Here is a 16,540-nt window from a genome sequence, read left to right on the forward strand (position 1 = left end):
TACATTTAATAAAAACAAACTCTATGTAAAAACAAACAGCCCTTACTAATTAAAGTAAAGGCTGTTTTATTATATATTATAATTGCTTTATTCAGCAACTTCTGTTTCCAGAATCTCTACAACTTCAAGATCAAAAATAAGGTCTTTACCAGCTAAAGGATGATTTGCATCTACTACAATACTTTCTTCCTTAACTTCTACAACCAATAAATTCATTTCTCTACCATCTGGAGCTTTAGAAACTAATCCCATACCAACTTCTGGAGCCATATCTTGAGGAAGTTCAGATTTGTTTACTTCATGAAGTAATTCTTTATTAACCTCTCCATAAGCTTCATCTTTAGGAATAGTAATGGTTTTCTTTTCGCTTACTTTCATATCAATTAAACCTTTTTCAAAACCAGGAATTAATCTTCCTTGTCCTAAAACAAATTCTATTGGTGCTTCTCCTTCAGACGTATCAAAAATCTTTCCATCAGATAATTTACCTGTATAATTTACTTTTACTGTACTGTTCTCTTTTACTTGACTCATACTATATTCTTCAATTTTAAAAAATACATTTTGCATAATTATTACACAAAACTATTTTAGTTTAAACTTATAGTTATGGTTTCTGCCAAAATCACGCCAAAATACTAAAATGATGATTTACAAATTGATAACGCAGCCGTTTAAAACAAACAAAAACGTTTGTAATCCTCTTATAGTGGGTAACCGTAACTATTGTCATCAGTTTTAAAATAATTTATTGATACATAATTTAATCAGCAACTATGTCAGTTAAATTAATAATCGTTTTAAAAAGTATGTCAACTCTGCAAAAATGTTAGATTATTTAGAGGTATTAAGTAATTCTATTTGAAGGATTGACAAGCTTTAATTTCAGAAATATTTCAGCTATCTTCGTTTAACATCTTATAAAAACTATGTCGAAAATTTTAATCACAGGGAATGGATTTGATTTGAATATTGGATTACCTACTGCTTACATTGATTTTATCAAAATATTAGAGTATATACAAAAAAATGATACAATTACATTTAATTCAATATTTTCTCTATCTAATAATCATTCTCTAATTAAAGAGAAATTTAATTCTTTTGAATTAAATAACGAGATGATTAATGAACTTAAAAAAGATCTAAGTATTAACGAATGGTTTAAATTCTTTGAAAATGAATTGAAAATTGAAACTTGGATAGATTTTGAAAACAAAATTGAATATGTATTGAATAACATATACTCATCAGTTGACTACTTAAAGGATGATCTATTCAGTAAAGGGTCTTTGAGACTAACTAATATTTATTACCCAAAAACATTATTCAATTCTAATTTTGAAATAATAGAAGTCTTAAAAGTTTTTAATGTAATACAGTATGATCCAAAAGTTCTTCAAAGTATAAGATTAAATCCAGATTATTTAATTAAAAAATATGATTACTTCATAGATGTTGATTTGGATAAAATTTCAAAACATCTTCATACTCAGCTAAATCATTTTAAGAAAATTTTTAATTCGTATTTTGAAATATTCGTTTTTCCTTTTTACAATAATTACAAAAATACTGAGCCAAATTTATATCGTAATATTGACGAACATTACACATTCAATTACACTCCTACTTTTGAGAGATTTTATAATTCTAATATTACAAAATATTTACACGGGAAAGCTGGTTCATCCGAAGATAAAATTGTTCTCGGGATTAATGATATTCCAATGAAGAATGAACATTACAAAAAATATTTTATTCCATTTACTAAATATTTTCAAAAACTAAATAATAATTCAGAATATACTTTTATTAAATGCCTGAAGGAAAATTATTCAAATGATAGAGATATGTTTTTTTTCATTGGACATTCTTTAGATGAATCTGATAAAAATTATATAAATAGTATATTTGATTATATAACAGATTCAAAAGGTAAATTAAAAAAAATTATTATTGTTTATCATAATAAAAAAGCTAAGTCTAAACTAATATTGAATCTATTGAACATTAGAGGAACTAAAAATATACAACTTTTAACAGAGGAAGAAAATCTTATTTTTATCCCTATAGATTCACCAAAATTAAAGCAATATTTAGATCAAGACATTAGCCCAATGTTAGATTCATTTGGTATACGTTAAAAATGCTAACTTAAGACGCATATAAATTAACTACTTGATTAGTTATGACTTACGAACATTCCTGCGGAATATTCTATCTGTGATTTATTTACTAAATTAGTTGTTTAACCACGAAACTAACCATACACAACAACGTTAAAAAAAACTAAAATATCAAACCTCTAAACCACATAAAAGTACACCATTAAAAAGTGAAAAATAGCGCCTGCAAGCACAAACAAGTGCCAGATAACGTGATAAAACAATTTCTTTTCAAGTGTATAAAAAATAATTCCAATAGTATAAGATGCACCACCAAGCATTAATAATGTAATACCTTCTGGTGGCATTGTGTTTTTTAATTCCGAGAAATCGAAAACAATTAGCCAACCCATTACAAGGTACAAGAGTGTAGAAAACACATTAAATCTGCCGGTAAAGAATATTTTTAAAACCACACCAAAGGCGGCAATTCCCCAAACAACAGCAAACAATGTCCATCCTAAACTTTGCTCTAAGTTTATTAATAAAACCGGTGTATAGGTTCCTGCAATAAGCAGGTAAATACTTATGTGATCTACAATTCTAAAAGTATGTTTATACTTTTCATCTTTAACATAATGATAAATTGTAGATGCCGAAAAAAGAACAATTATAGAGATACCATAAACAATAACACTAAATAAGCTATAGCTTGTTTTATCTGTATCTTTAAGTACAAATAACACTAAGGCTATAATTCCTAAAATAGCTCCTACTCCATGTGTAATAGTATTCCAGAATTCTTCGCGTTGAGTTTGTATGCGCATTTAATGTTTCGTTTTTATAGTTCTTTCTTATCGTTTAACCACTTGCTAGTAAGCTTGAAAAAATCTATGTCTAAAGCTGATTTCTGTTCTTCTAAAACACCGTTTTGAAAGTTACGTTGCAGTATATCTTCTATTAAATAATCTTCTTTTACATTTTCTGGATCGAACTCTCTTTTTAGAGAAATATCGAAAAAATAAGCTGTATTATTAAACCAAAAAGCTCTCCAACCGTTACGCAACTCTTTTATTAAAGAAAAAGCAGTTTCTCCTGTTTGCCTATGAATAAGCTTTATAAGAATTTGACCTTCGGTTCTGGTCATTTTTTTTAATTCGGCAGAAAATTCATTTTCAATATATTTTTGAACCTTCTTAGCATAACGTCTCTGCTTTCTTTTAGAATCTAAAGTTTCTAATTGCTTGGTTAACGAATCTAGTCTTTCGGCTGCCATTTTAGCATAAGGATACACTTTTAGCGTTTTTCGTTTTAAAATATAATAACGTCTTCTATTATCTTGACTATTAAATTTAAGTTTATGTAATAGTAAAACTTCTTCAAGATTTATAGCTTCACGAGGTATCGAATCGCCTTCAACAATCATGAATTCAACTTGCGTTGAATCTTGTTCTATTTCTAGAGTTTGTCCGAGAATTAACATCGGAAACACTAATAAAAGTGGTAAAATATACTTCATATTAAAGTTTAAGCTAAAACCGTTCCAAAAAAAAGTTAGCGGTATTATAGCAAAATTAATAATTATACTATTCTTAACTATTAAATAGCAGCGATTATTGTTATTTTAGTAAAAAATTAAAACAATGGCAAAAAAGAGCATACTTAACAAAAAGTCTATGGACTTTTTAGAAAAATATTTAAACAATGCTGCACCTACTGGTTATGAGTGGGATGGGCAAAAAATATGGATGGATTACTTAACTCCGTATGTCGATGAGTTTTTTACAGATACTTATGGAACAGCAGTTGGTGTAATTAATCCAAAAGCAAAATATAAAGTAGTTATCGAAGGTCATGCAGATGAAATCTCTTGGTATGTTAACTATATTAGTGAAAAAGGACTTATTTATGTGGTAAGAAATGGTGGTAGTGATCACCAAATAGCACCTAGTAAAATTGTAAATATCCATACTAAAAACGGTATTGTAAAAGGTGTTTTTGGATGGCCAGCAATACATACAAGAAGTAAAGCTAAAGAAGAGGCTCCAAAACCAAACAATATTTTTATAGATTGTGGTTGTAAAACTAAGGAAGAAGTTGAAGCATTAGGTGTACATGTAGGTTGTGTAATTACGTATCCAGATGAGTTTCATATTTTAAATGAAAACAATTTTGTTTGTCGTGCTTTAGATAACAGAATGGGTGGTTTTATGATTGCTGAAGTGGCACGTTTACTTAAAGAAAACAAGAAAACATTGCCTTTTGGTCTTTACATTACAAACTCTGTACAGGAAGAAATAGGATTACGTGGTGCACAAATGATTACCGAAACTATTAAGCCTAACGTGGCTATTGTTACAGATGTAACACACGATACTACTACTCCAATGATTGATATGAAAGTTCAAGGAGAAGTAGAAATTGGTAACGGTCCAGTAATTGCTTACGCACCTGCTGTACAGCAAAAACTACGTGATTTAATTACAGATACTGCAGACGCTAACAAAATACCTTTTCAACGTGCTGCGTTGTCTAGAGCAACAGGAACAGATACAGATGCTTTTGCTTATAGTAATGGTGGTGTTGCTTCGGCATTAATCTCTTTACCTTTACGTTACATGCATACAACAGTAGAAACTGTACATAGAGATGATGTAGAAAACGTAATTAAATTAATTTACGAAACATTACTTAAAATTGAAGATGGTGAAACATTTTCTTATTTTAAATAACTAGCTAAGCTAGATTTGGCAAATAACAGAATAATAATTAAGCCTCTTTTAGAGGCTTTTTTTAATCTTATAAAGTATGGACGAGTTAATAGACATTGTTAGCAAAGATGGTAAACCAACAGGTGAATCTGCTTTAAAAAGTGAGATCCATAGTAAAGGACATTACCATAATACTGCACACATTTGGTTTTACACCAGAGAAGGCGAAATACTATTAGCACAACGTGCGGCTTCAAAAGTAATCTTCCCGTTACTTTGGGATGTATCTGTCGCTGGACATATTGATGCTGGAGAGACTATTGAAGTTGGTGCTCTAAGAGAAATTAAAGAGGAAATTGGGTTAAAAATAAAAGCATCAGATTTAGAAAAAATTGGTGTTTTCGAGTGTTTCCAAACTTATCCAAATGGTATTAAGGATAATGAATTTCATCATACTTATATAGCTGAATTATTACTACCTGTTTCATGCTTAAAACTACAAAAGGAAGAGGTTGAGGCTTTAAAGCTAGTTAGAATGTTCGATTTTTTTGAACTCCTAGAAAACAGCGAAATTAACGGTCATTTTGTAGCAAGTAACTACGACTATTACAAAAAGGTTTCCGATGCTATTTTAGAAAGAGTAACATAGTTAACACTTACCAAAAAAAATAAAAAACTCAACTTTAAATAAAGTTGAGTTTTTTTTTAATCTACTCACGATAAAAGCATAAGCCCTTGTTGATTAATAGCTTTATCATCTTATGTTATTTACTACGCGAGTATCGAGAAATAAAACAGTCGATATTGGTTAAATACCTCCTCTTATTATTCATATTACAAACATATAATTCAAATGGACAGAATATGTCTGTTTGGTGATATGTTTAAAAAAAAATTAATAATAACCCAAAATAAACGCTAAATGTTCCTTTACATAAGCCTTAACATGAGCCGGACCAACAACCTTAACCCAAAGGTTATACTTTAAAATCTCCATTAAAAACTCATAATTGGGCTCGATATAAATTTTTATTTCGCCCCAAATATTAGCATTCTTATAATCTAAAGATTCTGTTTCGGCAGCTTTAGGACGAGAAATAATTTGTTGAGAATGATGCAATGGATTACTCTCTAAATACTTAAAATGATGATTAGCAACTTGAATATGTATCCATTCTGCCTTACTATCCGTTTTTAAAATACCAATAACATCCTTAAAATAGTTTTCAGGATTAAAGGTTATAGGTTGCTTAACAGCATGTTTAGTTATATTTAAAGACTTGATTCTATCATCTAAACAAAACGCATAAATACCGTATTTATCGTTATGTGCTATTAAATACCAAGCTTTATTAATCTCTTTAATGTGCAACGGTTGAAAGAAACCTGTAATGGTTTCAAAACCATTATCATCATACCAACCATGATAAGAGATTTCTATTAAAAATTGCAATTCTATAGCTTGTATTAAAGGTACCAAGTCTATATAAGAACTTAAAGAGCTTCGTGTAGTAGTAACGTGTGCTTTCCAAGAATGCGCATGATGATGTAAGAGATAAAGTTCTGTTTTTTCATATATCTCCTTTAATGCATCGCTTAATTCGTTACCTTCTAAATAATAACCATAATTACGTTTGTGTAATATTATGGTTTGGTAATAAGACTTTATTTTTTCTAAATCACGCTTAATCGTCTTTTGAGAAAACTGATTTAACTTATCGTATAACGGATCATCAATATTATCTATACGCAAGCGGTTTAACGCATTTTGTAAATCTTCTAACGGCACATAACCATTTTTTTCAATCCCATAAACTTTAGGATTTGAAATAACTCGTGATATATAATAGCGTCGAAGAAACTCTGGTGTCATATTAAAAAAATGAAAAACGAAAGTAATACTAATCTTTGAAACAGCTAACGGAACGGTTTTATATATTTGGACAATAAATACAATTTATGACATCGGTTTTTAGTAAAAAAGACTTTATCGCTACCAAATGGTTTACGCTAGAAAAACTGATTCAGTTTGCTACCGGTGTGTTTATTGTTCCTCAAATTTTTAGTACTTTAGGCACTGTCGATATTGGTAAACTTAAGTTTGTAGAGTCTGTTTTAGGATTATTTGCGCCTTTATTTTTTTTAGGTCTCACTGCTATTTGTATTAGAGAAATTATATTTAATCCAAAACGAAGCGAACAAATTCTAGCCACTGCATTCTATTTAAGACTTGCAAGTTGGATTGCTATATTTATTGGAATTACAATCTACTTTTATGTTATAGAAAGTAGCCCATTAACGAGCTTATATATTATAATTACTTGTAGTTACTTCTTTAAACTTACAGATGTTTTCGAGTATTATTTACTTGCTAAAAAATGGACAAAAATTATATTTATAAGTAAAATATCTAGCCTTATTATTATAGTGTCTTTGCAATATTATGGTGTTAAAAATAATTTGGATGTTAATTATTTTGCGAAGCTTATTGCTTTAGATTTTTTAATTCAAGGCGCTATTTATTACTTCATATTAAAATATAAAAAGCAGTTTTTATTCAAGCAATGGCGCTTTTCTTGGACTTTGGGTAAGTCTCTATTAAAAATGTCTTTTCCGCTTATAGTTTCTAGCGGTTTAATTATGTTTTACATCTCTATCGACGAGTTATTTTTAAAGCATTTTTTAGGAGATCACGCCAACGGAATTTTTGCTACTGTTCAATTTTTAGTGATTGCTTTAAGTTGGAATATTGGCTTTTCAATAATTAACGCATTGTATCCCTCTTTAGCAGAATCTTATAAAGATGATAGTATCCTTTATGCTAAAAAAATAAAAAAACTCTTTAAAATCATGTGCGTATTAGGTCTATTAATTGGCATACTTTATACGCTATTTGGCAACGCTATATTAAATACTTATTTTACTGAAAGCTATGCAGAAGCAAAAAGTCCTCTATTAATATTTTGCTGGGCACCACTTATTATATTTATAGGAATGCTATACGAGAAGCATTTGATTAACACAAACCAACTACAAAAAAATGTCTATCGGTTTATAATTGGCTGTACGTTTAATGTTGTTTTGTGCTATTTATTAATTCCTATTTGGCAAGTTTCAGGTGCTGCAATTGCCGTATTAGTAAGTCATTTTATTACTAATATTGCTTATATCTTTTTAGACCGAGAAAGCAGAAAAGAATTAGTATCTCTTTTTTAATTACTTTTGAATTATGCAACTACTCTTAATGGCACTAGCGCCAATTGTTATTATTATATTTTACATTTATCTAAAGGATAAATACGAGAAAGAACCAATACGCTTATTATTTATATCGTTTTTATTGGGTGCCGTTGTTAGTATTATTATAACCACACTACTCTACTATGCGTTTAATATACTAGTGCCTTTAAAAAATGAACTAAGTATTTGGGAGCAATTTAAACAAGCTTATTTTGTAGTTGGTTTTTCTGAAGAATTAAGTAAATTTTTAATTGTATTACTTTTTGCGCAACGTCGTAAAGAATTTAACGAACCTTTCGATGGTATTGTATATGCCGTAATGGTTTCTATGGGTTTTGCTGCGACAGAAAACATAATGTATGTTATGCAAAGCGGACCAGCAACAGCTTTAGCAAGAGCATTTACTGCAGTGCCAGCGCACGCTACTTTCGGGATTATAATGGGCTACTTTATGGGTAAAGCAAAGTTTGCACCCAACAAATTATACTTAAACTTATTAGGTTTGTATTTTGCTGCTTTGTTTCATGGCACTTACGACTTTTTCTTATTTATAGACTTTGTTCCAGGTATTTGGGTTGGTGCTTTTGTATCTCTCGCTATTGGAATCTTTCTATCTAGAAAAGCTATTAAATACCATCAAAACAGTTCGGTTTTTAAAGACGATTTCGAGCCTATTTCTTAATGAATTTCAAAGGTTTAATGATGTTTTGATTATTAAACGTTTCAAAATACAGTCCATTTACTAATTAACAAATCTTCATAAAATATATTAATCTGTATTATGGATTTCTATATTATACATATATTTACTTGCATTTAAATTGAATAAAAATGAACAAATCCTATAAAGTAAAAGTCAATACTACTACAGAAATTGATATTACCAATAATGATGTTTCAGCTTTAGATACTATAGAAGTTTCTTCGTCTAAATTTCATATTCTTCAAAATAACACTCCTTTTAAAGCCGAAATTATTGAAGGTGATTTCAACAATAAAACATATAAAGTAAAAGTCAATAACAATACTTATTCTGTTTTAATTCAAAACGATTTAGACGAATTAATAACACAAATGGGCTTCGAGGTTGGAGCTACAAAACAGATAAACGACATTAAAGCACCAATGCCTGGGCTTATACTAGACATTAATGTTACCGTTGGACAAGAAGTTAAAGAAGACGAGCCGCTTTTAATTCTAGAAGCTATGAAAATGGAAAACGTTTTCACCTCTCCAAGAGATGGTATTATTAAATCTATATCTGTAAGCAAAGGAGATGCGGTAGATAAAAACGATTTATTAATTGAGTTTGAATAGATACTGCTTGTTCTAATATTTTGTGAAGAAATAAGCAAAATGTATCGAGAACTTGTAATGACTTAAAAATAAGATTTCCATTTTATGGAAATAAAAAACAAATAGATTCTCGTTTTTACGGGAACGATAAATAAATTTATCGATGAAAAAAATACTAATAGCAAATAGAGGAGAAATTGCAATTCGCGTAATGCAAACTGCAAAAAAAATGGGAATTAAAACAGTTGCAGTCTACTCTACTGCAGATAGAAATGCACCACATGTAAAGTTTGCAGACGAAGCTGTTTTAATTGGCGAAGCTCCTTCTAATCAATCCTATTTATTAGGAGATAAAATTATTGAGGTCGCAAAAAACTTACATGTAGATGCTATACATCCTGGTTATGGTTTTCTATCTGAAAATGCAGATTTTGCTGAAGCTTGCGAAAAAAACAACATCATATTTATTGGGCCAAAATCTAAAGCCATTAAAATTATGGGTTCTAAGCTAGCGGCAAAAGAAGCTGTAAAAGCTTATAATATACCAATGGTTCCTGGAACAGACGAGGCGATTACAGACATACCTGAAGCTAAAAAACTAGCAACACAAATTGGTTTTCCTATTTTAATTAAAGCCTCTGCTGGAGGTGGCGGAAAAGGCATGCGTGTTGTAGAAAAAGAAGCAGATTTCACCTCGCAAATGGACAGAGCAATTAGTGAAGCTGTAAATGCTTTTGGTGATGGTTCGGTTTTTATAGAAAAATACGTTACCTCTCCAAGACATATAGAAATACAGGTTATGGCAGATGCCCACGGCAATGTTGTTCATTTATTTGAACGCGAATGCAGTGTACAACGTCGTCACCAAAAGGTTGTAGAAGAAGCTCCTTCTGCAGTACTAACACCAGAATTAAGAGAACAAATGGGAGAAGCTGCCATAAAAGTAGCTAAATCTTGTGATTATCTTGGTGCCGGAACTGTTGAGTTTTTATTAGATAATGATAAAAATTTCTACTTCCTTGAAATGAATACACGCTTGCAAGTTGAGCATCCTGTAACCGAATTAATTACAGGAACAGATTTAGTAGAGTTGCAAATTCGTGTTGCAAGAGGCGAAACACTTCCTATAAAACAAGAAGATTTAAAAATTAAAGGTCATGCACTAGAATTACGTGTTTATGCCGAAGATCCTCTAAACGATTTTTTACCAAGTGTAGGAAACCTAGAAATTTATAAATTACCAGTTGGCGATAATATTAGAGTAGATAATGGTTTCGAACAAGGCATGGATATTCCTATTTATTACGATCCAATGTTGGCAAAATTAATTACCTACGGAAAAACTAGAGAGGAAGCCATTGAGCTTATGATTAAAGCAATACAAGACTATCAAGTAGAAGGTATCCAAACAACTTTGCCTTTTGGTAGTTTTGTTTGCGAACATGATGCTTTCCGTTCTGGAAACTTTGATACACACTTTGTGAAAAAATATTACTCGCCTGAATCTTTAAAAAGTAAGCAGGATGAGGAAGCTAAAATTGCTGCACTTATTGCTGTAAAACAATATATCGAAGATCAGAAGTTATTACGAGTACCTAATTAATTTAAAATATAAGTTGTCTTTCTGTACTTGATACGGAATCCACAATAACATAATATAGATTCTGCAAAATACCGCAGAATGACAAAATTGAAAATAATATGGAATCTAAAATAAAAAATCTTAACGAAAAACTTGCTCAAGCCTATTTAGGTGGAGGACAAGCACGAATAGATAAACAACACGAAAAGAAAAAACTAACTGCTAGAGAACGCGTTATGTATTTGCTAGACGAAGGTTCTTTTGAAGAAATTGGAGCTTTGGTAACCCATAGAACCAAAGACTTTGGTATGGATAAGCAACAGTTTTATGGCGATGGTGTTGTTACTGGTTATGGTACCGTAAACGGAAGGCTTATTTACGTTTTTGCTCAAGATTTCACCGTTTTTGGTGGCTCACTTTCCGAAACACATGCTGAGAAAATTTGCAAGGTTATGGATTTGGCTCTTAAAGTTGGAGCGCCTATAATTGGTTTAAACGATTCTGGTGGTGCACGTATTCAAGAAGGTGTGCGCTCGCTTGGCGGTTATGCCGATATTTTCTATAAAAATGTACAATCTTCTGGTGTAATACCACAAATATCTGCAATAATGGGTCCTTGTGCTGGAGGAGCGGTTTACTCACCTGCAATGACGGACTTTACCATTATGGTAGAAGATACAAGTTACATGTTTGTAACTGGACCAAACGTTGTAAAAACAGTAACTAACGAAGAAGTTACAAGTGAAGAACTTGGTGGAGCAAGTACACATTCTACAAAATCTGGAGTGGCTCACAAAACATCTTCAAACGATATAGAATGCCTAGAAGATGTAAAAAAACTATTAAGTTATTTACCACAAAATAATACCGAAACACCTGCCCTACTTCCTTTTGAATTAAAGGATGAAGTACGAGAAAGTTTATCAACTATTATTCCTGCCAATGCAAATCAACCTTACGATATGCATTCGGTTATCGCAGGTATAATAGATGAAGATTCCTTTTACGAAATACATAAAAATTATGCCGAAAATATTCTAGTTGGTTTTGCACGCTTAGGCGGAAGAAGTATTGGTATAGTTGCCAACCAACCAATGTATTTAGCTGGTGTTTTAGATGTAAATAGCTCTAAAAAAGCAGCACGATTTGTTCGTTTTTGCGATGCTTTTAATATCCCGCTTCTTACTTTAGAGGATGTCCCTGGATTTTTACCAGGAACAGACCAAGAATGGAATGGTATTATTGTACATGGTGCAAAGCTTTTATATGCTTTTAGTGAAGCTACAGTACCAAGAATTACTGTAATTACACGTAAAGCTTATGGAGGTGCTTACGATGTAATGAACTCTAAACATATTGGTAGTGATATGAACTTTGCTTGGCCTAGTGCCGAAATTGCTGTTATGGGAGCAAAAGGTGCTGCAGAAATTATCTTTAAAAAAGAAATTAATGCAGCTGAGGATAAAGAAGTAAAATGGAAAGAAAAAGAAGCAGAATATGCTGAGCTTTTTGCAAACCCTTATAGTGCTGCAGAACGTGGTTTTATAGATGAAGTTATCTTACCAAAAGATACCAGACGAAAACTAATAAAAGCGTTTGCAATGCTTGAAAATAAAGAGGTAGAAAGACCTAAACGTAAACATGGTAATATTCCGTTATAAAATATATTTAATGTTTTAGTTAAGGCTTACAAGCCAAATATTGCTGTAACCGAAGATATAATATACTCTACGCCTATTGCAATAACTATAAAACCTATTATTCTTGAAAGTGCATTTATACCAGAAGCTCCTAAAAACTTCACGATTATATGTGCACTTTTAAGTACTAAGTAAATAGTCAATGTTGCGAGTATAACTGCTCCAACTATAATTCCGATTTCATATGCTTTCTGAAATTCTTGATTATAAGTAATTAACAAAGAAATAGTTCCAGGACCTGCAAGCATTGGTATAGCTAAAGGTGTTAAACTTATAGCTTCTCTACTATGAATATCGTCTTGTACTTTTTGACGTTTCATACCTTTATGTTCTCCAAATTTACCTGTTAATAAAGCAAAACCTGAAGAAGCAATTATTAATCCTCCTGCTATTTTTAAGGCATTTAAACTAATACCGAAAAAAGCCAAAATATACTTACCTGCAAAAAAGGATAATAATAAAATAACAAGTACATCTATTGCAGTCCAAAATGCAGTAATTGCACGTTCTTTTTGTGTGTGATCCATTGTTAATCCTACAAAAACAGGCACTGTTCCTAAAGGATTCATGATTGAAAATAATGCGCCAAAGGCGACTAAAAATAACTCCATTGTTGTTATATATTGTATTTAATTATCGGTTAAGCTATTCATGAAATTAACCAAATCTTTGATTTCATTTTTTGAAAGGTTTAAACTATCTGTTGGTAATGTTTGGTATTCTAAATCAAATCCTAAGCCTGCTCCACCTCCATTATTATAGAATGTAACCACTTCTTCTAAAGAGGTATAAACGCCATTATGCATATAAGGTGCAGTTTTCTCAATATTTCTAATAGTTGGTGTTTTAAAAAATAATTTACGCTCGTTTGTATTGAAAACATGATAGCGCCCAAGGTCTTTACTTACTTTAGAATCTAAATCTGTTGAATTTGGCACACCTAATAATTCCATTTCACTTTCATTAAATGCTGGAGGTACTGTACCATTAAAAACTGGAGCAAAATGACAAGTCGCACATTTTCCTTTGCCGCTAAAAATATTAAAACCATTAATTTCACTTTCTGCAAGAGTGTTTTCTTGATTATTAATATTCCTATCAAATTTAGAATTAAAGGTGTTTAAGCTTCTAATGTATGTAGCTATTGCATGCCTTATTTCTCTATCTGTAGTTTTTTTGTAGAGTGTATTAAAGGTCTTTACATATTCTGGATTCTTGGAAACTGCTTCAGTAACATTTTCTAAATTAGTATGAAATTCATTTTCATTATCAACCACACTTATAATTTGTCCTTCTAAACTTCCAGCTCTTCCATCGTAAAAGAAACTTTGTTGTAGAGATGAATAATTTAATGTTGGTGTATTACGCTTTTGCTTAGGAAAAACGACCATTCCATCAGTAAACGCCTTGTCTTTATGATGACAAGAAGCACAACTCATATCTTTAGTCGCTGATAAATTTTCATCGTTAAACAGTTGTTTACCCAATGCTATTTTTTCTTGTACGTTTTTTACAGGTTTATTACTGTCGCTAAAATAATTTACATTAAACGTTTCTTTAGAAAACAAAGAAGTCATATTATTAGAAAAAGCAAGTTCAAAAGGAAATATTACTTGCCAATCCTGTTGCGTTTTAACTAGGAGCTCTAATTGCTTATGCGTATGGTTTTTGATAAAACTATAGCGATCAAAAACAACAAACTCTTCATTTAAGTCTATAATGGTTTTAGTTATTTCATCTTGCCATACTTTTAAAAGATTTTTATTAATAAAATAATCTTTACTAATTTCTAAAATAGTATTAATAGTCTTGTAAGATAATTGTGCTTCTGCTAGAGATTGTTCTAAAACAGGAGAATCGAAACCTGTAATACCTGTTAAGGCTACACGCGCAATTTGATCTCTAATAAGCCATATTACGTGATGCTTCTTTATATTTAGCTTCGTATTCTTATGTATTAACCCTAAACGATTTTTAGTAGTCTTTACATTTTTTTTAATCTCATTTAAAGCAATAGTATCATCGAATAAAGATTCCTCTAAAACTTGAAATCCTTTAGGTTGTCTTATTTTAATATCTGTAGCGTCTTCCTCTTCAATTTTAAGAATATTTGGTGCATTTAAAAACTTATAATTGTCTTTATCTATAAATGCTAGAATTGGTTCTAATGTTTTAAAAGTTGCTCTTGCTTCTTTATAGTTAGCAATAGCTTCCTCTTTACTTGTAGCAGCTTCTATGGTTTCTAACTGACTAATACATTGTTCTAGTTTTGTTTTATAATGAGTTTCTAATATCGAAAGCGAGTCTACTTCTAAGGTTTCCTTTTCTTGTTTACAACCTAGAAACAAGAATAAAAACAAACACGCACAAAATGTGCGTGTTTTGTTAAGTTTATTATTAAAAAAGAACATACTATCTTTCTAATCCATTTATAGTAAAAAGCATGCTTCCTTCTCCTGTAGCAGGTGTAGCATTTGCATTTGGATCTGTGAAATTATTATTCCATCCATGGTTTTGTGTAATTAAAAGGAATGTTTCATCAACTCCAACAGTTTCAGATATATCTATCATTCCTGTTAGCTCCCAAATACTATTGCTTGTACCATAACCTTGAGCTGCTGCATTATCTTGTCCACATTCTAAAACCGTTTTTAAAACTCCAGTATTTAAATTGTATTGATAAAGTTGAGCATAATGCTGCTTATCTACAGTATCAAAATAACCATTAGGATCTTCTTGAATGTATACGTAGTTTTCTGTTACTAAAATATTATCTGGACTATGAAACATTTTAGCTTTTCCGTTTTCTAAATCTCCATCAAGTACACAAGTAATTGTTCCTACTGAAGATGGATCGTTTTCATTTAAAGTTACTTTATAAACACGTCCATAGCTAGTTCCTTTTCCTACTAATCCTGGCTTTTTTCTTCCTGTAACACAAAAATAGATTTCTCTGTTATTTGCAGCAGAACCTCTTCTCCAATCAATATCTTCTAATCTAGAGAAGCCCATTGCGCCTTTCGTTTTAGCTTCTGTATCTAACATACTAATCTCTGTTTCCTCTAATGGAACAAAATCAATATTATAAGATTGGCCTTCTTCCATATCAACTTCAAAATCTACAGTATCATCTGTAACACGTAAAGCATATAATTGACCTCCAAATAAGTCACCACGATTACCAACATACATTCCTAATTGACCTGAAGGGACTTCGTTATCAGCATGATCATCTCCAATAAATACTACCGTTTTATCTGCATATGCTTCTTTACCAATTACAACAGCATTTTCTGTTGACCATTGACCTAATGTTGGAAGCATTTGTGCAAATGATGAATTACCCGAACTTTTAAAAGGATCTGTTGCAAAAACACCTTTACTTGCTCCTCCCCATTCTCCACCTGATAAATACAATGGTCCGAAACCATGCTCTTGAGGTGTTACTAAAGAACCTGAACATTGTGCTGTAGATGCTGTTGCATTAGCATTTAAAATATACTCACCTTTTACCGGTTTAAAGGTTTCATCTAATTCTATACGTGCAATTGCATAATCTGCTTCTATATTATTTATTAATGTAAATGTACCATCGTCATTTTTTAATAAACCAGCTCCATCTGCCATAGAACCGTAAACAAAATCTGGTGATTGCTCTAATTGATCTTCTGAAGTTAATAGAGGATAAATATTAACATTACTAAACTCTGAAGAGAGATTTAAAAACGATGGCGTTATAGACCTTGCCTTTAACTCTACTAAGTTTACGTTTTCTACATCAACACTATTATCATCTTCTTTACAAGATGCTAAAGCCAAAAGTGATAAAAATCCTAAGGATAATTTAAAATAGTTTTTCATTGTATTTTTTATGGTTTGTTATTTGCTACAAAACAAAACAAACGA

15 protein-coding genes are annotated in these 16,540 nt (G+C 30.9%); 8 read left to right on the plus strand and 7 right to left on the minus strand.

Annotated elements, in window-relative coordinates:
• Positions 1 to 87 precede the first annotated feature (87 nt).
• On the minus strand, positions 88 to 534 hold the full coding sequence (locus tag Q0935_RS02830; protein WP_299382342.1) for a peptidylprolyl isomerase: 447 nt from the start codon (positions 532 to 534) through the stop codon (positions 88 to 90).
• Positions 535 to 929: 395 nt separating this feature from the next.
• Here Q0935_RS02830 and Q0935_RS02835 point away from each other — a divergent pair, with 395 nt between their 5' ends.
• Complete coding sequence (locus Q0935_RS02835) at positions 930 to 2,144, plus strand: AbiH family protein (protein ID WP_299382163.1); 1,215 nt, start codon at positions 930 to 932, stop codon at positions 2,142 to 2,144.
• Positions 2,145 to 2,305: 161 nt separating this feature from the next.
• Here the strand turns inward: Q0935_RS02835 and Q0935_RS02840 are convergent, their stop codons facing one another.
• Complete coding sequence (locus Q0935_RS02840) at positions 2,306 to 2,932, minus strand: hemolysin III family protein (RefSeq protein WP_299247117.1); 627 nt, start codon at positions 2,930 to 2,932, stop codon at positions 2,306 to 2,308.
• Between the two features lie 14 nt (positions 2,933 to 2,946).
• Entirely contained in the window at positions 2,947 to 3,624 is a 678-nt protein-coding gene (locus Q0935_RS02845; protein WP_299382165.1) for a DUF4294 domain-containing protein, read from the minus strand.
• Positions 3,625 to 3,748: 124 nt separating this feature from the next.
• Here Q0935_RS02845 and Q0935_RS02850 point away from each other — a divergent pair, with 124 nt between their 5' ends.
• Entirely contained in the window at positions 3,749 to 4,837 is a 1,089-nt protein-coding gene (locus Q0935_RS02850) for a M42 family metallopeptidase (RefSeq protein ID WP_299247114.1), read from the plus strand.
• 76 nt (positions 4,838 to 4,913) lie between these two features.
• Positions 4,914 to 5,465 carry an NUDIX domain-containing protein gene (locus Q0935_RS02855; RefSeq protein ID WP_299382168.1) on the plus strand — a complete coding sequence of 184 codons (552 nt, stop codon included), beginning with the start codon at positions 4,914 to 4,916 and terminating at the stop codon, positions 5,463 to 5,465.
• Positions 5,466 to 5,711: 246 nt separating this feature from the next.
• Here the strand turns inward: Q0935_RS02855 and Q0935_RS02860 are convergent, their stop codons facing one another.
• Positions 5,712 to 6,689, minus strand: coding sequence for a WYL domain-containing protein (locus Q0935_RS02860; protein ID WP_299382171.1), 978 nt, complete (start codon positions 6,687 to 6,689; stop codon positions 5,712 to 5,714).
• Between the two features lie 86 nt (positions 6,690 to 6,775).
• Here Q0935_RS02860 and Q0935_RS02865 point away from each other — a divergent pair, with 86 nt between their 5' ends.
• The 5 genes from Q0935_RS02865 (at position 6,776) to Q0935_RS02885 (ending at position 12,595) form a co-directional block, all read left to right on the plus strand.
• Positions 6,776 to 8,032, plus strand: coding sequence for a flippase (locus tag Q0935_RS02865; RefSeq protein WP_299382173.1), 1,257 nt, complete (start codon positions 6,776 to 6,778; stop codon positions 8,030 to 8,032).
• A 13-nt stretch (positions 8,033 to 8,045) separates the two neighbouring features.
• Positions 8,046 to 8,738, plus strand: a complete 693-nt coding sequence (locus tag Q0935_RS02870; protein ID WP_299382176.1) for a PrsW family glutamic-type intramembrane protease — start codon at positions 8,046 to 8,048, stop codon at positions 8,736 to 8,738.
• 149 nt (positions 8,739 to 8,887) lie between these two features.
• On the plus strand, positions 8,888 to 9,373 hold the full coding sequence (locus tag Q0935_RS02875) for an acetyl-CoA carboxylase biotin carboxyl carrier protein subunit (protein WP_299382178.1): 486 nt from the start codon (positions 8,888 to 8,890) through the stop codon (positions 9,371 to 9,373).
• 142 nt (positions 9,374 to 9,515) lie between these two features.
• Entirely contained in the window at positions 9,516 to 10,955 is a 1,440-nt protein-coding gene (gene accC, locus Q0935_RS02880; RefSeq protein ID WP_299382181.1) for an acetyl-CoA carboxylase biotin carboxylase subunit, read from the plus strand.
• 98 nt (positions 10,956 to 11,053) lie between these two features.
• Positions 11,054 to 12,595: an acyl-CoA carboxylase subunit beta gene (locus Q0935_RS02885; RefSeq protein WP_299382183.1), complete on the plus strand. Its 1,542-nt coding sequence runs from the start codon at positions 11,054 to 11,056 to the stop codon at positions 12,593 to 12,595.
• Between the two features lie 26 nt (positions 12,596 to 12,621).
• On the opposite strand, the gene Q0935_RS02890 is transcribed toward Q0935_RS02885, so the two are convergent.
• Genes Q0935_RS02890 through Q0935_RS02900 form a run of 3 tightly spaced genes read right to left on the minus strand, consistent with a single transcriptional unit; the run spans position 12,622 to position 16,495 of the window.
• Complete coding sequence (locus Q0935_RS02890; RefSeq protein ID WP_299382186.1) at positions 12,622 to 13,245, minus strand: MarC family protein; 624 nt, start codon at positions 13,243 to 13,245, stop codon at positions 12,622 to 12,624.
• Between the two features lie 18 nt (positions 13,246 to 13,263).
• Complete coding sequence (locus Q0935_RS02895) at positions 13,264 to 15,045, minus strand: cytochrome c peroxidase (RefSeq protein WP_299382188.1); 1,782 nt, start codon at positions 15,043 to 15,045, stop codon at positions 13,264 to 13,266.
• Position 15,046: 1 nt separating this feature from the next.
• Positions 15,047 to 16,495: an alkaline phosphatase PhoX gene (locus Q0935_RS02900; RefSeq protein ID WP_299382191.1), complete on the minus strand. Its 1,449-nt coding sequence runs from the start codon at positions 16,493 to 16,495 to the stop codon at positions 15,047 to 15,049.
• Positions 16,496 to 16,540 lie beyond the last annotated feature (45 nt).

This window comes from uncultured Lacinutrix sp. (assembly GCF_947500605.1).
In the GTDB taxonomy this organism is placed as follows: Bacteria; Bacteroidota; Bacteroidia; order Flavobacteriales; family Flavobacteriaceae; genus Lacinutrix.

Bases quoted from the DNA above. Each gene is read 5' to 3' on its own strand.
- accC (WP_299382181.1), top strand. From the start codon at position 9,516: ATGAAAAAAATACTAATAGCAAATAGAGGAGAAATTGCAATTCGCGTA.
- Q0935_RS02860 (WP_299382171.1), bottom strand. From the start codon at position 6,689: ATGACACCAGAGTTTCTTCGACGCTATTATATATCACGAGTTATTTCA.
- Q0935_RS02835 (WP_299382163.1), top strand. From the start codon at position 930: ATGTCGAAAATTTTAATCACAGGGAATGGATTTGATTTGAATATTGGA.
- Q0935_RS02895 (WP_299382188.1), bottom strand. From the start codon at position 15,045: ATGTTCTTTTTTAATAATAAACTTAACAAAACACGCACATTTTGTGCG.
- Q0935_RS02885 (WP_299382183.1), top strand. From the start codon at position 11,054: ATGGAATCTAAAATAAAAAATCTTAACGAAAAACTTGCTCAAGCCTAT.
- Q0935_RS02890 (WP_299382186.1), bottom strand. From the start codon at position 13,245: ATGGAGTTATTTTTAGTCGCCTTTGGCGCATTATTTTCAATCATGAAT.
- Q0935_RS02870 (WP_299382176.1), top strand. From the start codon at position 8,046: ATGCAACTACTCTTAATGGCACTAGCGCCAATTGTTATTATTATATTT.
- Q0935_RS02850 (WP_299247114.1), top strand. From the start codon at position 3,749: ATGGCAAAAAAGAGCATACTTAACAAAAAGTCTATGGACTTTTTAGAA.
- Q0935_RS02840 (WP_299247117.1), bottom strand. From the start codon at position 2,932: ATGCGCATACAAACTCAACGCGAAGAATTCTGGAATACTATTACACAT.
- Q0935_RS02875 (WP_299382178.1), top strand. From the start codon at position 8,888: ATGAACAAATCCTATAAAGTAAAAGTCAATACTACTACAGAAATTGAT.
- Q0935_RS02865 (WP_299382173.1), top strand. From the start codon at position 6,776: ATGACATCGGTTTTTAGTAAAAAAGACTTTATCGCTACCAAATGGTTT.
- Q0935_RS02845 (WP_299382165.1), bottom strand. From the start codon at position 3,624: ATGAAGTATATTTTACCACTTTTATTAGTGTTTCCGATGTTAATTCTC.
- Q0935_RS02900 (WP_299382191.1), bottom strand. From the start codon at position 16,495: ATGAAAAACTATTTTAAATTATCCTTAGGATTTTTATCACTTTTGGCT.
- Q0935_RS02855 (WP_299382168.1), top strand. From the start codon at position 4,914: ATGGACGAGTTAATAGACATTGTTAGCAAAGATGGTAAACCAACAGGT.
- Q0935_RS02830 (WP_299382342.1), bottom strand. From the start codon at position 534: ATGAGTCAAGTAAAAGAGAACAGTACAGTAAAAGTAAATTATACAGGT.